The organism is Allorhodopirellula heiligendammensis, from assembly GCF_007860105.1.
Classification (GTDB): Bacteria; Planctomycetota; Planctomycetia; order Pirellulales; family Pirellulaceae; genus Rhodopirellula; species Rhodopirellula heiligendammensis.
The window spans coordinates 737754-756993 of sequence record NZ_SJPU01000001.1; the positions used below are offsets into that span (position 1 = coordinate 737754).

General features: G+C 57.0%; 11 protein-coding genes. 7 read left to right on the forward strand and 4 right to left on the reverse strand.

Annotated features, from left to right (window positions below; genetic code table 11):
• Nucleotides 1–188 precede the first annotated feature (188 nt).
• Nucleotides 189–1388, reverse strand: coding sequence for a hypothetical protein (locus Poly21_RS02860; protein ID WP_302117340.1), 1200 nt, complete (start codon nucleotides 1386–1388; stop codon nucleotides 189–191).
• Nucleotides 1389–1505: 117 nt separating this feature from the next.
• The gene (locus tag Poly21_RS02865) at nucleotides 1506–5156 is read right to left on the reverse strand and encodes a translocation/assembly module TamB domain-containing protein (protein WP_302117342.1); all 3651 of its coding nucleotides are present in this window, start codon (nucleotides 5154–5156) and stop codon (nucleotides 1506–1508) included.
• A gap of 862 nt (nucleotides 5157–6018) precedes the next feature.
• Here Poly21_RS02865 and Poly21_RS02870 point away from each other — a divergent pair.
• From Poly21_RS02870 to Poly21_RS02895, 6 genes are all read left to right on the forward strand, one after another.
• The gene (locus tag Poly21_RS02870) at nucleotides 6019–7020 is read left to right on the forward strand and encodes an ABC transporter substrate-binding protein (RefSeq protein WP_146405498.1); all 1002 of its coding nucleotides are present in this window, start codon (nucleotides 6019–6021) and stop codon (nucleotides 7018–7020) included.
• A 128-nt stretch (nucleotides 7021–7148) separates the two neighbouring features.
• Nucleotides 7149–8504, forward strand: coding sequence for a DEAD/DEAH box helicase (locus Poly21_RS02875; RefSeq protein WP_146405499.1), 1356 nt, complete (start codon nucleotides 7149–7151; stop codon nucleotides 8502–8504).
• 129 nt (nucleotides 8505–8633) lie between these two features.
• Nucleotides 8634–10379: a thioredoxin family protein gene (locus Poly21_RS02880; protein ID WP_146405500.1), complete on the forward strand. Its 1746-nt coding sequence runs from the start codon at nucleotides 8634–8636 to the stop codon at nucleotides 10377–10379.
• Between the two features lie 2 nt (nucleotides 10380–10381).
• The gene (locus tag Poly21_RS02885; RefSeq protein WP_146405501.1) at nucleotides 10382–11710 is read left to right on the forward strand and encodes an outer membrane protein assembly factor BamB family protein; all 1329 of its coding nucleotides are present in this window, start codon (nucleotides 10382–10384) and stop codon (nucleotides 11708–11710) included.
• A 29-nt stretch (nucleotides 11711–11739) separates the two neighbouring features.
• The gene (locus Poly21_RS02890; RefSeq protein ID WP_302117346.1) at nucleotides 11740–12975 is read left to right on the forward strand and encodes a sialate O-acetylesterase; all 1236 of its coding nucleotides are present in this window, start codon (nucleotides 11740–11742) and stop codon (nucleotides 12973–12975) included.
• 107 nt (nucleotides 12976–13082) lie between these two features.
• The gene (locus Poly21_RS02895) at nucleotides 13083–13598 is read left to right on the forward strand and encodes a hypothetical protein (RefSeq protein WP_146405502.1); all 516 of its coding nucleotides are present in this window, start codon (nucleotides 13083–13085) and stop codon (nucleotides 13596–13598) included.
• 373 nt (nucleotides 13599–13971) lie between these two features.
• Here the strand turns inward: Poly21_RS02895 and ahcY are convergent, their stop codons facing one another.
• On the reverse strand, nucleotides 13972–15312 hold the full coding sequence (ahcY, locus tag Poly21_RS02900) for an adenosylhomocysteinase (RefSeq protein ID WP_146405503.1): 1341 nt from the start codon (nucleotides 15310–15312) through the stop codon (nucleotides 13972–13974).
• Between the two features lie 294 nt (nucleotides 15313–15606).
• On the opposite strand from ahcY, the gene Poly21_RS02905 reads away from it, so the two are divergent.
• The gene (locus tag Poly21_RS02905; protein ID WP_146405504.1) at nucleotides 15607–18093 is read left to right on the forward strand and encodes a PSD1 and planctomycete cytochrome C domain-containing protein; all 2487 of its coding nucleotides are present in this window, start codon (nucleotides 15607–15609) and stop codon (nucleotides 18091–18093) included.
• 266 nt (nucleotides 18094–18359) lie between these two features.
• On the opposite strand, the gene Poly21_RS02910 is transcribed toward Poly21_RS02905, so the two are convergent.
• Nucleotides 18360–19004, reverse strand: coding sequence for a hypothetical protein (locus Poly21_RS02910; protein ID WP_146405505.1), 645 nt, complete (start codon nucleotides 19002–19004; stop codon nucleotides 18360–18362).
• Between the last annotated feature and the right edge of the window lie 236 nt (nucleotides 19005–19240).

Below are 19240 nucleotides of genomic sequence, written 5' to 3' on the forward strand. Positions count from 1 at the left end.
CTCATGCGAGCGTTACGACCCGCCTCTGGCAACAATAGAGATGATGCAACCTCCAATTTGATCGCGTGATTGCCGTTCGCGCCGTTCGCGCCGTTTTTCGCGCAATGCGAATCACACACCAAGCGGCTGTTGCCGCCTCACAGCCTGGCGGCGTCGTTGGCTCGGCCCCTACTTCAGTCGGGCAATCGCTATTGCTTGCTAGGCTCGATGTTTGCGGCAGCCGGTTTCGGCACCGAAAAGAAGGTATTGGCGCGGCGAACGCTGGCCGGATCCGCCTTTTCAAGCTCCTTGAGTGCTTCGGCAGCTTCCGGTTTCGGGCATGCCCGGAGATAGTTGACCACCGGGACGCGCACCCAATTATTGTCGGCGTCAGCTGTTAGGAACAGTTCTTTCAGTTTGTCGACTTGGCTCCAGTCTTCCCAGCGCGCCAGATCGGGGATGACGAGGTCGGCCAGATCGCTCCGATCGAGAATCACGTGCAGAGATTCAACGAGTGCACTGCGGGGGATCACGCCGCCTTCGGTGCCATGGAATCGAATTGCCATGATCGCGGCATAGGTGTCCGCATAGGAAGCTTGTTGATTGAGTAAGAACTGTTCATTGATCAGTTCCAGACCCGGCTCACCCGCCAAGGTAAGATAGCACGCGATGAGTGCATCCAACCCTGTGCGAGAGGTTTTTTGTGTGCTGATGAGCATTCCTTCAAGCAGCGGGATGTCCGCTTTGCTTCCACAAACGCCGAGCATCGTCAGGTAGAGCCGCTTGCGATCAGGCGACATCGTTTCGTCCTGAATCCACTCTACTAATTGGCCGTGGTCCATGTCAGCTTTGATCTGCTGCAGGTCCGTGTAGGGTGTGATGGCGAACTCGTCGTATGCATCGCGTGAGAGCATGGAGTTTTCGTCCTGCAGATAGGGCAAGTAAAAACGCAGCCGATCGGCCGCGTTTTTCTTCGCGATGTCAGGAATGCGTAAGAGGTATTGCTCGGCCTGGGGGGTTACAGGCAAACAGGACCACTGCATGTCGCTGGGGTCGGCCCCCGAGAGCAGGAATCGGCGGCCTTTGGCGACATCGCCGAAATAGACAACCTTGACATGCTGCCCGGCCTCGACGTGGGAGTCGCCTTTGAGCACCGTTTCGATTTTCATCTCCACTTCGCCAGTATCCGCGTTACGGGTCACGTCGCCTTGCAACGCCGACGCGATGACGACCGCGTCCATGATCTCCATTTCCTGTCGTAGGGTTTGGGAGACGGCTGTGCAGAATGGGCACGCGAAAACACTACTGACGGGCGTGAAGCAGAACGCAATGGCAAGCACCGCCAGGGTCAGTAATGAGAACTGCCAAGGCCGAAATCCACGCGTTGGTGTCGTTATTCTGATTTGCATGTTGAACTATCGTCTGGCGATGGAAGCGAAGAAACCGTGAGGGAGATTCACCACCATAGCGTAAGCCGGAAATCACGGGAATCAATGGTTTAGTCTTCCATACGGCTGAGTAGCCGATTAGTTCCCGAAGAGTTTGTCAAAACGCAGCTTTTCGAGGCTCTTGTTGATTCCCTCTTCGAGTTGCTGTTGGCCACGCCCGATTTGCTGTTGCAGGTAATTACCGGCTGCGTCCTGGGCCGCCTTGGTCCCGAGGTCCACAGCCACTCGGCGGATTCCTGCTGAATCGAGGCTCGGGCGGCTAAGTGTTCCGTCGATCGGTAGGGTCATTGTTTGGCCGGCCAGCCCGCGTAGGTCGCTCCCAAGCCATTTCGCATCGAGCGGAATCTGGGCGATCATATTAAGTCGTCCGTCGAAATCGACTTGGCCGCTGGTGACTACCCGAGCGCGATCAATATCGAGCATCATGGCGCGGTGTGTGACAACGCCCTGAGAGACATTGAACGCCACACTCTGGGCTGGCAATGTGATCAGTGTGCGTCCGGTTTGCGGCGCTTGAGGACTGGAGCCGATCGCGGCCAACGCCTGCAGTTGTCGAGCTCCCGCAATGACTTGATCCGCCAGTGGGCCCGCATTCATCTGGACCCGTTCAATATCCAGTCGGCCCCGCACCTCGCTGCGACGGGGCTGATCGATCCAGACGACTGCGTGTTCGAGGTCGGCGCTGAAGCTGCCCTCGACTCGCGCTGCATCGGAGGCAATCGGAGCCAAGTATTTGAGCCACTGTCCGGTCATGTCCGGGGTTAGCTCAACGTTCCGGGCAATTGGGCCCGGGCGCATTTCGATATACAACTCGGGTCGATAGTGGACGTCGCCCGCCAGAAGGATCTCTCCGCCGGTTTGCTTGCGAGGCTGATCGCTCAGCGGCGGAACCTGGGGGCCAATCGTCTGGGGGGTCAAGCGACTCGGTCCAAGCACTGGAATACTGCTCGGGGCGACGGTGACAACGCTTTCAGTCATGCGGAAAGGCACCTGAGCAGGTCCAAACAGCATGCCGGCGGTGTCCACGGTCTCCCACCCGAGTGAACCTTTGATCGTGAACGCGTAGTCCTTGCTGTTGTTTTGTGCGTAGAGGATTTCCAGTGGCGTTTCGTGCAGCCCTTCAGCAACGATGCCGACACCTGTCAGGCGGCTCAAATGGCGAGCCACTTCGTCTATCTTGAATCTTGCTGGTCCGCTCAGATGCACATCGGCAGCGCCCTGTTGCCACGAAGCAGCGCCCTCGAGAGTCACGCCACACCAGTCGGTCGATACGCGGAGCGATGTGGTCCGGACCGCCATGGTCTGCGTGTTGATGTCGAGTTTACCACTGACCTCCACCGCGGGTTCGGACCACACGAGCGAAGTTTGGGTTGGCGGCATCCCAGGCCGTGACTCGCGAAGACTTAAATCGCGACCAGTGAGTGTGGTTTGGCAGTGGAGCGTGGCGGCGTCGCCCACAATGGCCGTGCGGCCTTGGATGTTTCCTGCGATGCTCCATCGACCGCTGGGCGAGGCGGTAGCGGCGCTGCTGAATCCAACTGCGTGAACATTCTCCTGCGGTCGATCCCGCGGCATGTCACGGCGTCTCTCAGCAATCGATTTGGGTTGAGGGGGCGGGGCGGCGAGGTTGAGTGAGTTGGGCTGCAATCGTCCCAGGTCCGCCCGCCAGGCAATATCGAGGTCGGTCATGTTGTTAACCCACTTGCCCTCGACAGCAGCGGACATGGCGTCGCCCGTCACCGTGAGCGAATCAATCGTCACTTCTTGTCGAGGCCACAGTGCCTTGCCTGCGAAATTTAGCTTGACCAATTCTTGACGCAGGTGGTTTTCGCCAGCGGGTACCTCAAGTGAACTGAGCTCGCCGACCACGCTCTCGACTAACATCTCACCCTCCAGGTTCAAGCTGGTCTGGGCCGAGAGCAGGAAGCCGCCTCGTACTTTGACGGCCTCATCGGGCATCCAGGGATGTAACATCTCAACGATCGACTCGATACGTCCCTGCCCCCGCAACTGTAGCGGTAGCATCCGTTGGCGACTGGGGTGTGGGACCGCTCGTACGAGGCTGACGTCTGCGTTGAGCCCATCGCCTTCGATTCGAAGTGAGCCCCCGGAAAGCTCATCGAGCGACCAGTTGCCGGTCGCGGTCGACCAGCGGCCCTCCGCGTCCAGAGTGGAGGTAAGTTGGGTTTGCCGCAGGCGTCGCTCGGGATCGAATTGGATCATTAAGTGATCAACGCGGCTGTTGCCGCGCAATCGCCACAGGCCTCCTGGTTCGGCATCCCATCGGACTGTCGCTGTCACATCGCCCTCAAGGTCTTGGTGGTCCAGTTCGAAGAGCGGGTTCAGCATTTGTGCGAGTTTGCCAAAGTGAACATTTACTTCGGCGGAACCGGAGGCGACACTGCCGTGCCCCTGGATTCGCGCAAACGGACTGTTGAGCTCAAATTGTTCCGCTGACAGAGACTTCGAGTCGCTGGCGACAATGGCAGTTGCGTCCATGGGGGCAATGACCACTGACTTGCCTGCCGAGGTCGCTTCGATGGTATCGCTGTGAATTACCAACCGTCGGCGTCGTGATCCGCTTGTTGCTCCCGTTGGCCGACCGTCGTTGATCGGTTCAATCGTGGCGTGTATTGTCCCCCGGTGCAACGTCGCGTTACTGCGAAGTGGCAGTAATTTAGGCATGGCGACCTGCAGACGCGAAAGGTCGATATGCATATCCGCAGTGGCGTCGACCCGGTCGAGCCAAGCCAGTGGATTTGAGCCTGCGCCAGCAAGTGATATGGAGTCGGAGAACGTGCCGTTTAAGGCAACGCTCGCGAAATCCGTTTTCGCGGAGACTTGGCGGGCAACGATCTGGCCGGGATGCCAAATCCAGTCGCCGTCGAGTTGAGTGAGTTCATTGCCCCAGAGCCGGTTGCCATTGCTAGGGTCAAATGCTGCTAGGCCACGCAGTTCAATTTTGCGTAGCGATACATGCGGGTATCCTGAGCTGGGCATTTTAACGGTGGCGCTCCCAGACAAATCTCCGGTGATCGAGGCGGGTAACTCGCTTTCAGGAAACCGACGCGCAGCCAAGCTCAATATGGAGATCGGCAATGAGTCCGCGTCGATCTTTAAGGTGATGGGCATCATCGTCTCGGAAGCCCAGCCCACAATCGTTTCGCCTTGCAGCGAGCCTTCGCCACCGCCGGGTTGGCTGAGCACGCCTTGCCATGTCGATGTCAGTTCCTTGGCATCGATTTGAACTGACGCATTGGACTGCTTGAGCGACCACGTTGATTCGGTGACCGCGTCGGTGACGTCGATGTGCAGGCCCAGGATTTGGATTGATCCCGACGGCGACATCGAGGAAGTTGAATCTGTCGAGGAGAGCAGGTCGGTGAGGTCGGTCTCGATCGAACTGCTGCCCTCATGCACTTCGCAGGCGACGTGCACGTCACGTAGTACCACCTCTCCTAGCTGACCGCGAGCGAGTTCGCCTGAGAGTAATTGAGAGAACGTCATCCCGGTTTGGATTTCAGCGACTTCCAGGCTGGTTCCGGCGCGGTGGCCGGTGAGTTTTAGGCCGGTCAAGCGAACTGGGGTGACCCATCCTATCTGCACGCTGTCAACATCGGCGTTCCATCCATAGCCCGCCATCGAGTCGATCAGTAGCGAGCGTCCGAGAGGCGAAACGCTGACGAGAGAGGGTGCGCTCGCTACGAGCAACGCCACGAATAGAGTCATGCTGAAAGCAATCGTCCGCCGCCGTCGGGATCGATCGGCACGACGATGTGATGTGTGTTCGGCTTGCGTGCGCTCGCGAGCCTGGAGATCGTAACTGCTGACCGCTCTGCGTCGCATCCGTGCGTCTCGCTGATAAGGGAGTGGCGAATCTCAACGCGGCGATGCCAGGGGAGCATTGTCGCGAAGCAGTTTGCTTATAGCGAGTTATGGCCGCCCAGCGCAAGAGAGGTTAGGCGGATTCTGAATGCGCATAAAAAAAGCTCCCGGAAAGTACGAGGTCCTAGGGGGGCGGAGGACAACGCGCTTCTGTTCCGGGAGCCGGTGGTCGGTATAGAGAATCTACCCGGGCGAGTTCTTTCTGGCTGGTTTCGCTGCGGTAGTTCTCGCTGCAGTGATTTCGCACTGAGCACATGAATTATCGTCGAAAGCCTTGCGGGTTGCAAGTCGCAGATTTGTTGCTGCTAAAATGTTCGAGTGAGTGCTTCGCATCCATGCTAGCACCGCTCGAACGATCTGAACATAGTGAAACTTGGTGGTCAAATGATGTCATCCATGGCGTCATTTTAATCACCTTCTTCGCAGCCTAGCACGCATTAATGTGTGTTCGACCCATGCGAAAATCATTCCGTCTATGATCGTCTTTTGCCGCGAGCGACTTGCCGAAACAACCCGCTTGCGACGATGGGGGAAACTTAGCCGGGATGCCTTTCGCGGGTCAAGCCAAGTTTGGAAAAGTTTTTCAAACTTGCGATCACTCGTGCACAGCACGGGCGTTCCGCCTGCACAAAATACGGTAAACTACGCACCTAAGAAATTTATCTTTTCATTCAAGTCGACTCATTGGACCGGGAACATCGAACTCATGCACTTGCTTGTCTCACGCGGAATTTTTGCGGTTGTGTTGTTGACTTTGTTGTGCGGTTGTCGGCCTCCCCGTGATGCGGGCGACCACGGGAGCGCGACCACGAAAAGCGAGCTGCACTTTGCGGTGATCCCAAAAGGCGAGAGTCATATTTTTTGGCAGTCGGTGCGCAGCGGGGCTCAACAAGCCGGTGAAGATCTCGGTGTCCGTGTGACGTTCAAGGGGCCGTCGAAGGAGAGTGATCGGAGTGAGCAGATCAGTGTGTTTCAAAGCTTTCTGAACTCCGGTGTCGATGGAATCTGTTTGGCGCCGCTGGATGCCGATGCGCTCGTGCGTCCGGTCGAGGAAGCAGGCCGTGCTGGCGTGCCCGTGGTGATCTTTGACAGTGGACTCAATACAGACTCAGGAGATTTCGTTTCCTATGTCGCCACGGATAACTTTCGCGGCGGACAAATGGCAGCCGATGCCATGGCGAGCAGTCTTGGTGCCGATGGTGGCAAGGTCATCTGTCTGCGTTATCACCAAGGCAGTGAGAGTACCCACCAGCGTGAAGAAGGGTTCTTAGATGGCATCGCCAAGTATCCACAGATCGAAGTCATCAGTAGTGACCAGTACGGTGGGACGACGACTGAGTCCGCAGTGGACAAGTCGCAGTCTCTGCTGAACCGGTTTGGCACCGATGTCGATGGGGTGTTCACGACGTGTGAGCCCAATGCTGAGGGCATGTTGCGGGCGATCCGCGATCGTGATCTGGCTGGTAAAGTTAAATTGATTGCTTTTGATAGCAGCGATTCCCTTCGCGAGGCCCTGGCTGCTGGAGACGTTTCGGCAATTGTTCTGCAGGACCCGGTCCGCATGGGCTACCTCGCGATCGAAACACTTGCCGCGGCCATCCGGGGTGAGTCAGTGGAGTCTTTTGTCGATACCGGACTGTTTGTCGCTACGCCGGACAACCTTACTGACGAGACGATCGCCCGCCTGCTCAATCCATCGCGAGAATGACTGCATCGCACACCTCGCGAGATGTGGAGCGTCCCCAATCGGAACAAACGTCACTCCGCCTGATGAAACGCGATGATTTCCACCTACTGGGAGTGTCGCAAAACCCGCTGAGCGGATAAACTTTCGAGATGAGCTATACTAAAACTCCCAGAAATGCCCGTAGCGGTCGCCGTGGGCCACCACCCCGCTTCGAGGATAACGAAGATTCCATCGCCCTGTTGGAGTCGGTCGGCCCCGTAGTTTTGCCGCCCGAAATGGAGTCATTCGACGAATTGGACCTGTCGCCCATCATGCGTCAGTCCCTCGCTAAGACGAGTTTCACCAAGCCTTCGCCTATTCAAGCCGCCTTGATTCCGTATGCCCTCGAGGGCTGCGACGTGATCGGCCAGGCTCGCACGGGTACCGGCAAAACGGCAGCATTCGCCATCCCCATTCTTGAGCAGCTTGATTCGCTGGAGGATTGTCGGGATCCACAGGCGATTATCGTCGTGCCCACCCGCGAGCTTGCGGACCAAGTGGCTAGCGAAACAGCGCGTCTGGCTTATGGGGTGCCGACGGAGATTGCGGTCCTCTCGGGCGGCAAGAACATGAATCGCCAATTGCGCCAGCTCGAGAATGGTGTTCAGATTGTAGTCGGTACTCCCGGCCGAATTCATGATCACCTGCAACGAGGAACTCTCCGGCTCGATAAGGCGTGGTGCGTCGTGCTCGATGAGGCCGACCGGATGCTCGATATTGGCTTCCGCCCGCAGATCGAACGGATCATGCGTAAATGCCCTCGGAGTCGCCAAACGTTGCTGCTCTCCGCTACCCTGCCGCCAGTCGTGCGGCGACTCGCTGAGAGCTACATGACAGATCCTACGGTGATTGACTGTTGCCAGAATGAAATGGCGGTCGACACCATCGAGCAACGTTATTTCACCGTTGCCAATGAACGCAAAGTCGAACTGCTCGAACAGTTGCTCGAGCGAGAAGATCCAGAACAGGCAATCGTGTTCTGCCGCACCAAGCGAGGTACCGATCGGCTGCACCGGCAGTTGTCGCGACTTTATCATGGTGCTTGTGGATGCATCCATGGCGACCTTCAGCAGCGGGAGCGTGATCGTGTCTTGCAGAGCCTGCGAGACCGCAAATTGAAGCTGTTGATTGCAACGGATGTCGTGGGCCGCGGGATTGACATCACGACCATCTCACACATCGTCAATTTTGATGTGCCGCAGGACTGCGACGACTATGTCCACCGCGTCGGTCGAACCGGACGGATGGGCCGCGATGGCATCGCCTTCACGTTCGTTGTTCCCGGTGAGGGGGACATCCTGACGAGTATCGAACGACGGATCAACAAAGAACTGATCCGAGATTCACTGGAAGGATTTGAGCCGCCCCTGACTGCCGCTGAGCAACCGCCCGAGCCGGATGAACCGGTCGCCGAGGTTCGCCGCAGCCTCAATCCAATGACCCGGAAAAAGAAGCGGCGACGCTAATCACCGCTGGTACAATCTGACACACTTTCACTGTGGTATCCGCAATGACTTTCGAGTCCAATGGTGCTCAGGAGGTTGGATCAGCGGGCTGATCCAGGGCCGTTTTGAAAACCTTGGGAGTGTGCTTGGATGTGGAAAACTGGATTGGTCGCCGCGGCGTGGTTCGTTTTGAGTTGCCCGAACTGCCGGTCAGCTGATGCGAAAAACGATGCACCTAGCCATTTGGGCCAGCACGTCGAATCATTCACGCTGGACAATTGCTACGGCAAAGCTGTGTCATTGGACGACTTTGAGTCCGCCCATGCGATCGCGATCGTGTATCTGGGTACCGAGTGTCCACTGGCTAAACTCTATGGCCCACGCTTGTCGGACATCCAGCGGAAATACGCTGATCGCGGCGTGCAGATCATCGGAATCAATTCGAACAAGCAAGATAGCCTGACGGAAATGGCTGCCTATGTTCATCGCCACGAAATCGGCTTCCCGATGCTCAAGGACCCTGGCAATCGCGTCGCCGATGCTATGGGAGCCCAGCGAACGCCGGAAGTATTTCTGCTCGACCGTGATCGCATCGTGCAGTACCACGGGCGAATCGACGATCAATACGGCGTGGGTTACGCCAAGGAGCGAGACGCCAAACCTGAACTGACCTTAGCAATCGACGCGTTGCTCGGTGGTGAATTGATTCAGACGCCCGAAACCGAAGCGGTGGGCTGCTACATTGGTCGTGCCCAAGAAGTCGAGCCGACCGGCAATGTGACGTTCAATAAAGATATTGCGCCGATCTTCAACAATCGATGTGTGAATTGTCATCGGGACGGCGAGATCGCACCCTTCACACTGACAAGCTACGACGATGTGCTGGGATGGGAGGATACCATCTTGGAGGTAATCGCGGACAACCGGATGCCGCCCTGGTACGCCGATCCTCAGCATGGCACATTCGCCAACGATGCGCGACTGAGTGAAACCGAACGTGATTTGATCGAAACCTGGATTGACAACGGGATGCCGCAAGGAGACCCCCGCGATCTGCCAGCGGCACCCGAGTTCGCAGTTGGCTGGCAGATGCCGCAGCCGGACGAAGTCTTTCCAATGCGAGATAAGCCTTTCGCTGTGCCCGCCGAAGGTATTGTCGATTACCAGCACTACGTCGTCGACCCCGGCTGGAAAGAAGACAAGTACATTGTGGCCGCCGAGGCGAGGCCAGATAAACGCGGCGTGGTCCATCATATCTTGGTATATGTGATTCCGCCCGGCGCGAATAAGCGAGATTTTCGTCAAGTTGTTGCCGGTTACGCGCCAGGCTTGCCGCCGCTGGAATTGACCGACGGCGTGGCCCTGGAGGTCAAGGCGGGCAGCAAATTGCTGTTCGAGATGCACTACACGCCCAATGGCAGTCCGACCGATGACCGTAGTTACCTGGGGGTGAAATTCACCGACAAAGCAAACGTGCGGAAGCGTCTACGGGGCCGGCTCGCCGTTGACCAAAAATTCAAAATCCCCCCTGGAGTCTCCGATCATGAAGTCAAGGCAGCCTACGTTGCTCGCCAAGACGAGAACCTGATCAGCTTGACGCCGCACATGCACCTTCGTGGAAAATCATTTCGCTACGACGCGACATTTCCCGATGGTCGCCAACAGACTCTGCTCAGCGTGCCCAACTACGACTTCAATTGGCAGTTGAAATACGTTCTCAAAGAACCGCTGACACTGCCTAAGGGTACTCTCGTCCAGTGCACCGCAGTCTTCGACAACAGTGAGGGAAACATGACAAACCCCGACCCCAGCAAGACGGTGACGTGGGGCGATCAGAGCTTCGAGGAAATGATGATCGGATTCATGGACACCGTTCCCGTAACAGATGAGTTTTAAGAATGGCTCGCCTCACGCTACTGACTTTGGTTCTGGTGACGTGCGTTACCGTCCTATCTGGAGATGATTTCACCCGCTTCCGGGGCGCCGATGCCACGGGCGTTGCGACCGATCATCCCGGCCTGCCCACGCGGTGGAGCGAAACGGAGAATGTGGCCTGGGTCGCTGACGTGCCCGGCCAGGGGTGGGGCAGTCCCATCGTGGTGGGCGATCGAGTCTTTCTAACATCGGTCGTCGCAGACGAGGAAAACCTGCGGCCGCAGAGCGGTCTGTACATGGGGCTCGGAGTCCGTGACCCTGCTAAGGGTACGCACCACTGGATGGTGTATTGTGTTGACCTCCATTCCGGTCAGCTACGTTGGGAACGGGAGGCGCATACGGGGCAACCGGTCGTGCCGCGACACCCCAAAAGCTCCTACGCTGCAGAAACATCGACGACCGATGGTCAACGGCTGTTCGTGCTGTTCGGTGACCTGGGGTTGTATTGTTACGATCTCGACGGTGAGCTGCTGTGGTCCCAGATGATAGAGCCGAAGAAAACGAATATGGATTATGGCGCCGCATCGTCGCCTGTGGTTCATGATGGACAGGTCATTGTCGTTTACGACAATGAAGAAGAGTCTTGGATTGCCGCGTATGATTCGCAGACCGGACGCCAGCGTTGGAAGACCAGCCGGGATGAAACGAGGTCGTGGGCGACCCCATTTGTCTGGGAGAATGACATTCGGACAGAAATCGTCGTACCTGGCGAAAATGCCAATCGCAGCTATTCACTCGAGGGCGAGGAGTTGTGGAGCTTCGATGGTGATATGTCGATGTTGGTCATTCCCTCGCCATTTGCAGCCCATGGGATGTGTTACATCTCATCGGGTTATGTGGGTGATGCTCATCGGCCGACGTTTGCCGTCGCTCCGGGCGCCGACGGTGAGATCGCTCGCGATGGTAAATACGAGCGCAGCGATTTCATCACGTGGTACCAGCCGCAAGCGTCGTCGTACAACACGACGCAGATTGTCTACGGGGAGTATCTCTACACGGTCTACGACCAAGGTTTCATTACGTGTCACAACGCGCTGACTGGTAGTGAAGTCTATGACAAACAAAGATTCTCGCCGAAGGGATCGTTTACCGCATCTCCGTGGGCATATGACGGCAAGATATTTTGTTTGAGTGAAGATGGTCTTACCTATGTCATCAAGGCGGGGCCGGAATTTGAAATTCTGGCGACCAACCCGCTCGAGGAACTCTGCATCGCAACGCCGAGCATCGTCGGTGGCAACCTCCTGATTCGGACGCTGACCAAGCTCTACTGCATCTCAAATGCACATTGATACTCTCACTCCCACCGGAGCTTCCCCCGATGCGACTTCGCTGCAATCTGTTCGTCCTGGCAATGGGGCTGAGTTTTATTTCGTTGTGGGACTTTTCTGGCGCCTGTCTGGCTACGGCGGCAGAGCCAAAGCCGATCAAGGTGTTCATACTTGCCGGTCAGTCCAACATGGAGGGGCATGCGAAGGTATCCACTTTCGATTACATCGCCGACGATCCGCAAACGCAGTCGCTATACGCCGAGATGGTGGGACCGGACGGCACGCCCAGGGTTGCTGATAATGTTTGGATTTCCTACCGCACGGGACGAGGAGACAATAACGGTGAAGGCTTTGGCAAGCTCACCGCCGGATATGGCTCACGATCGGATCCGACGATCGATGGGGGCAAGATAGGTCCCGAGTTCACCTTCGGGCTCGCCATGGATGAGGCATTCGAGGAGCCCGTGCTCATCATCAAGACTGCCTGGGGAGGCAAGTCGCTCTTCTACGACTTCCGTTCGCCCAGTTCCGGTGTCTATGAACAAACCGAGCGAGACATTGAAAAAAATCGAAACCCGGTCGAACGGAGCGGCCACTACTACCGTTTGATGATTGAGCATGTCCGAGAGGTGCTCAGCGATATCCAGCGTGTTTACCCCGGCTATAAGCAGGAGTACGGCTACGAAATTGCAGGATTTGTGTGGTTCCAAGGCTTCAATGACATGGTCAATCGCGACGTCTACCCGGAATTGCCGTCTCAAAGTGAAGCCAATCGCTTTGAAAACTACAGTGCCTGGTTGGCAAACTTGATTCGGGACGTGCGGCGCGATCTTGACGCTCCTCACATGCCATTCGTAATTGGTGTGATGGGCGTCGACGGCATGAGGACTGAAAATATCAACGATGGCAACCGGCAATTTCGCACCGCGATGGCAGCGCCGGCAAGCTATCCGGAGTTCCAGGGGAACGTCGGCGTGGTACAAACCGGTGAGTTTTGGGACGAACCGCTCGCAGCGATCCAAGCCAAGGTGCAACGGGTTGCTCAGCAGCGCTATCTGCTCGACAAACGCGAAGTGAGTGAGGGCAGGATGACCAAAGCAGAAATGGAAGCAGCCGTGGCAGCATTCGAGGCTGAATTGATTTCTCCGGCCGAGGCCGCCCTGCGAGCCCGAGGTGCCTCTAACGCTGGTTACCACTACCTCGGCTGTGCGAAAACATTCGCCCTCATGGGCAAGGCCTTTGCTACTGAAATGCTGGCGATGATGCCGCCTCCGCCAGCGGAGTGATCGATCTTGAGAGAATTTATGGAGATCAGCGAAACCTAGGGTATCAATTGGGGTTAAGATGCCGACTCTATTGTCGACCTTCCCCATTTTGCCCAAGGTAAAACCAGATGAGAAACCTGTTCGCCCTCGCGTTGATTGCCGCTCTTAGCGTGACCACTGTTGCTGATGAAGCGGCGCCTAAGAAAAATAAAGGCAATCGTGCAGGTCGCAACCAAGCGGTTGCTAAATTGACAAAAGGCCTTGAAAGCGCCGGTTTGTCCGCAGAACAACAGACGAAAATTAAAGCAGCAACGGTTGCATTCACCGCAAAAGTAAAGGAACTGCGTGAAGACGGCCTGACACCCGAATTGATGAAGAAACGGACCGAAGCGATGAAGGCCGCCCGCGAAGCTGGTCTAAAGGGCAAGGATATCCGTGCCAAGGTCAATGAGTCCCTCACTGCCGAAGAGATTGCCACTTTCGAAAAGATGACCAAGGCGACTGCAGAGTTGCACAAGGCCGTGGTGAGCACATTGAGCAAGGAACAATTGGAAGCGTTGCCCGAAGCAGTTCGCAAATCTTTGCAAGCCGGGGCCAAACAGGGCCAAGGGCGCCAGGGTAAAGGCAAAAAAGACGCCGCCTGAAATGACAGGGGTGCGGTTGCTGAGCGTGTTTTAACCGCGTGGGTCTCACCTTGCGTACCCTACACGCGCGGCCGGATAGCGTGGACTTAGTGGAACGCGTGAGCGGTAGAGTTGGCGGTGCCGCCCGGTGCCTGAGGGCGCTTGGCGCACATCGTTGTCAGCTGAAGTTGAAGTTGACGCCATTTCACACGCGGCCCAGTGGGTACGCGATTTGACAATCGTGATTTTCAGACGAGATTCGTCAGGGGCACTTGCCCCACTTCTCAATGTGGACAATGACGTGAGCCGAGCGTTGTGACGGCTGGCAGGCGAAACCACCTGCCAAGCCGCTGATTCGTCTCGGCTCACTTCTAAACACACACTTCCGCGACCATTAGTAGCGGTAGTGGTCTGGTTTGTAAGGGCCTTCGACTGGCACGCCAAGATAATCCGCTTGCTCCTGCGTCAGCGTGGTTAGCTTGACTCCGAGTTTGCCGAGGTGAAGCCGTGCGACTTCTTCGTCGAGTCGTTTAGGCAGCATGTACACCTTGTTCTCGTACTTATTTTCCTGGTTCCAAAGTTCGAGTTGAGCGAGGACCTGATTGGTGAACGAGGTGCTCATCACGAAGCTTGGGTGGCCAGTGGCACAGCCGAGGTTCACCAAGCGTCCCTTGGCGAGAATGATGATGCTCCGTCCGGTATCGTTAAACGTGTAGCGATCGACCGCGCCGATATCGGATGGTTTGATCTCGCTCTTGGTCGCCTTGCCAGCCTCAACTTGGGCCTCCAACCAGGCGATATCGATTTCGGTGTCGAAGTGACCGATATTGCAGAGAATCGCGTCGTTGGCCATCTCAACCATGTGTTGGCCAAGAATGATGTCTTTGTTACCGGTTGTGGTGACAAACAGGCGACCTTCCTTGCTGGCTTCTTCCATCGTGGTGACTTCGAAGCCTTCCATCGCTGCTTGTAACGCGTTGATGGGGTCAATTTCGGTCACGAGCACGCGGCAGCCGTAGCGTTGCAGACTTTGAGCACAGCCCTTGCCGACATCGCCGTATCCGCATACGACAGCGACTTTCCCAGCCAACATCACGTCCGTGGCTCGCTTGACGCCGTCGGCGAGCGATTCTCGGCATCCATAGAGATTGTCGAACTTGCTCTTGGTCGCCGAATCGTTGACGTTGATCGCTGGCACGCGAAGCTTGCCGCTGCGATTGAGCACTTCGAGGCGGTGAACTCCGGCGGTGGTCTCTTCACTGATGCCGCGAACTTCGCTGAGCAATTCAGGGAATCTGTCGTGTACCATGGCGGTCAAGTCACCACCATCATCGAGGATCATGTTGAGTGGTTCGCCCGAGGGGAAATGCAGTGTCTGCTCGATGCACCAATCAAACTCGGCATCGCTCATGCCCTTCCAGGCAAAGACAGGGATGCCGGCCTTGGCGATCGCGGCTGCAGCGTGGTCCTGGGTGCTGAAAATATTACAGCTACTCCAGGTGACTTCGGCGCCGAGTTCGACCAAGGTTTCGATCAAAACCGCCGTTTGGATGGTCATGTGAAGACAGCCGGCGATGCGAGCACCTGTGAGTGGCTTGGAAGCACCATATTTGGCGCGCAGGGCCATCAAGCCAGGCATTTCGTTTTGGGCCAGTTCGATTTCTTTGCGGCCGTAATCGGCCAGCGAAATGTCCCGAACTTTGTAGGGCAGTCGTTCCGTAGCGACTTGCGACATTTTCAATTCTCTCGTTTCAGGGTCTCGTAACAAACAGGTAACGCGAAACGCGTCGGACTTCACCAAGTGCGTCCAAAACGTTCGCCAGACCGATCACAGGGACTCCCGCTGGCCCGATTGACAAGCCAAATATTGTAGCGAAACCTGAGAAAATGCCACCCCAATTACAGCTGTCCATTTTGGCTATTTTCCCGGTTATCACGGCCGCGGTTTTCGATCAAAATGGTGGACCCTCGCCAGCGCTCTGAGATCGCTAACTCCCGCCCACCCCCTCCTGCCCGAACGCCTCGCGTGATGCCAAATTCGTTTGTTCGTAACCTTTTTGTTTGCTGCACAGGCCTGGTGAACATGTTCGGCATGATGGCGGTTTCGGCCGCAGAACTCGAGTATGCCAGCGATGTTCAGCCGCTGCTCGCCCGCCGCTGCTTCTCCTGTCACGGGCCCGACCAGTCTGAGGGCGGCTTAGCGTTTCATGAGGCGGAATTGGCTCTCGTCGAGTCTGAATCGGGGGAGTTCGCCATCGTACCCGGTGACGCGGAGTCCAGCGCCATGCTGACCCGAATTACCAGTGATGACGAATACGAACGGATGCCGCCTGAGGGCGATCCCCTGACCGAGAGTGAGGTGGAGTTGCTGCGGCAATGGATCGATGAAGGGGCTGAGTTTAGCAAACACTGGGCGTTTGAGCCGCTCACGGATCCTGTCGTTCCCGATGTCCCGAGGGACAGCGAAGAAGTTCATCCGATCGATGCGTTCGTGTACCAGCGGCTCGCCGAAGCTGGTCTGCAGCAGGCTCCACCCGCAGACAAGCGGACGCTGATTCGACGCGCCACCTATGACCTAACCGGCCTGCCACCGACGCCTGATGAAGTGGAATCGTTTGCGAACGACACGGATCCGCGAGCCTACGAGAAACTCATCGACCGGTTACTCGCCTCGGATCAGTATGGCGAGAAGTGGGGCCGCCATTGGCTTGATCTGGTGCGTTATGCCGAGACTAACTCTTTCGAACGTGATGCCGCGAAACCGAACGCTTGGAAGTTTCGCGACTACGTGATTCGCTCGTTCAACGAAGACAAACCTTACGATCAATTCGTCCAGGAACAACTCGCCGGAGATCTCTTTGATCATCCAACGACCGAGTCCAAGACCGCCACAGGATATTACCGCCTCGGTATCTGGGACGATGAGCCCGCCGATCCGCTGCAGGCCCGCTATGACGAACTTGACGATCTCGTCACGACAACGGGGCAAGCTTTCTTGGCGCTAACGATCAACTGCGCCCGCTGCCACGATCACAAGATCGATCCGATCCCGACGACGGACTACTACGGCATGCTGGCGATTTTTGCGGACGTTGCGCCCTACGCCACCCGCGCCGATCATGTCACCAATAACCAAATTGATATCACCTCGCCTGAGCTCCTGGTCCAGTACCAACAGTGTGACCAAGATTTTGCCAGGATCGAGTCCGAACGCACCGAGATTGAGCAGGCGGGCATCGTCAAAATGTCCGCCCCCGACCAACGGGCGACCGAAGGCAACCGCAAGGACCGCAATAAAGTACTGCGAGAAAAGCTAGACCAACATCTGACGGCCGCCCAGCGTAATCGGTACGCAGAACTCGGCAAACAACTTAACCAGGTGAGGAAACGTCGCCGCGAATTGCCGCCGCGCGAGCAAGTCCTCGGGCTGGCCGCGAAGCAGAAAATGGCGGAAACGTTCGTCATGTTCCGCGGTAACCCGCATTCACCCACCGACGCGGTCACCCCACGCGTCCCAGAGATTTTCGAAGATGACGTTTTCCCTGGTGAAGCGTCGTCCGGCACAACCTCCCAGGTCGCTGCTGATAAACGGCGATTGGCGTTCGCCCGGTGGGTTACGACGGCAGAAAATCGTCTCACGACGCGCGTGATCGTGAATCGCATTTGGCAGCATCATTTTGGTCGCGGCATCGTGCGATCGACCAATAACTTTGGGCAACTTGGGACGCCGCCGACCCACCCGCAACTGCTCGACTATCTTGCACACGTGTTTGTGGACAAGGGCTGGAGGTTCAAGGATATGCACCGGTTCATGATGACCAGCCAAACCTACCAAGCCGCTGCGGCCTTGACGCCGGAGCAAGCCCAAGCGGTGGGGAATACCTCCGTCGTGGATCCCAACAACGATCTGTTCTGGCGTTTCGATCCTCGTCGACTGACGGCCGAAGAAGTGCGTGACACCCTACTTACGGTCGCTGGCACCCTTAATTTGAAGAGCTATGGTCCGAGCTTCTACGAGGAACTCTCGCCGGAAGTCCTGGCGGGCCAATCCCAGCCGGGTAAGGGCTGGGGAGATTCGAGTGAATCGGATCGCAATCGCCGCAGTGTCTACATTCACGTCAAACGCTCGTTGTTGACTCCCATGCTTGCTGCTTTCGATTTTCCGGAGCCCGACACGACTTGCGAAGCCCGGTTCGTTACCTTGCAACCCGGCCAGGCGATGTCGTTGCTCAATAGCGATTTCATCCATGAGAAAGCCCGTCAGCTCCTCGCCTCAGTCCGCTCAGAGCTCCGTGCCAGTGAGGTAAGCGACGAAGCCATTGCTGCAGATCGTGGAATTCTAGTTCGTGCGGTTATCTATCGTGTCCTTGGCCGCGAAGCGACCGATCAAGAGATCAGCGAGGGTGCCGAGTTAATGAACTCCCTCATTAACGATAGTCACCTCAACCCCGAGCGAGCCGAAGCGCTCTATGCCCTCAGCGTTCTGAACTGGAACGAGTTCGTCTTCGTGTTCTAACGGTCGCAGTCGCTCGGTTCTGTTAGTCGAAAGCAGTCTGAGCTGCGACGAAGGTCGTCTTCCCACCACGGAAATACAATCGTATCGCCTTGTTTTTCCGTGCGACCTTCGGACCGCCCAGCCATCGACGCCAGTCCGGCGCTGTTTGCCAGGCGGAGCGTGCCGCCGACGGCGAGATGGCTGTTTCGGCGTCAGTAACTGATCGCATTCCCGTGCCGCCGCAACGCTCGTGACGACGGAGTCGATGAGCCCGGGTGTCCTGCGACCTACTCGGCAATCTGGGGTTTAACTTCGTGCCAGACGGCGAGGGCTCCGTCGGCGAAACTGGCGAAAAAATTTGGTTCGCATGGTCGCTCTTCGAGAATCGAGCGCCAGAATGCCCGGGCTCGGAATCCGCCGCGACGTTGGCCTTTGCTATGACGCCCACCATGTTTGAACCTTCGACGGTGTCCGTCATGGCGTCCGCGACCGTGCCGTTCAGGGGAGTGCTCGCGCCGTCGGTGATCGGGCTCGGCGTCGCCGTCTGAGGTGTGCTCGGATTCGCTAAACTCGCTGACGCCAAACGCGTCGTCCGTGGCAATGCGGCGTGTTAACTCAAACCATCCATCCCGGGTGGAGAGGACTTCGGTCCATTTTTCCGGGGTGACTTCCCCTCGAAATTCTTCCAAATCTGAAAGCTGTTGGGCGGAGGCCAGATTCATCGCCCAGTGACGCCCGGCTGCCTCGCCGGCGGGCGAGGGTTGGGCAGCTTCGTTTTGTTCAGCCTCGGCCTCTACCGCGAGCGCCTTCAATCGCTCCACGGTCGCCTCAATCGTGGTGATCTCTTCAAACGGTCCGATCTCATCGAGCTTGGTTTCGAAGGCGTCGCACGCGATCGCCGACCAGTTGACTTGGGAGCCGGTTCGTTTCATGCGTCGCTTCAATTCGTGGGGAACTGTAATCGTGGTACGGGAAAAGTTTTTGTTGTTCATGTGTTTCCTGTGGAAATCCTCCGTGTCCGGCAATGCAACCAACGCGGTCGATTCGGGCGAATATCACCCGCCGGATAGATATGCATAATGTATGCATTGCAGGTTGTGAGGGCAAGCGTGTTTGTCAACTTTGTTAGAAAACGCGTGGATTGGCGGCGCTGGACATGTTGGCAGGG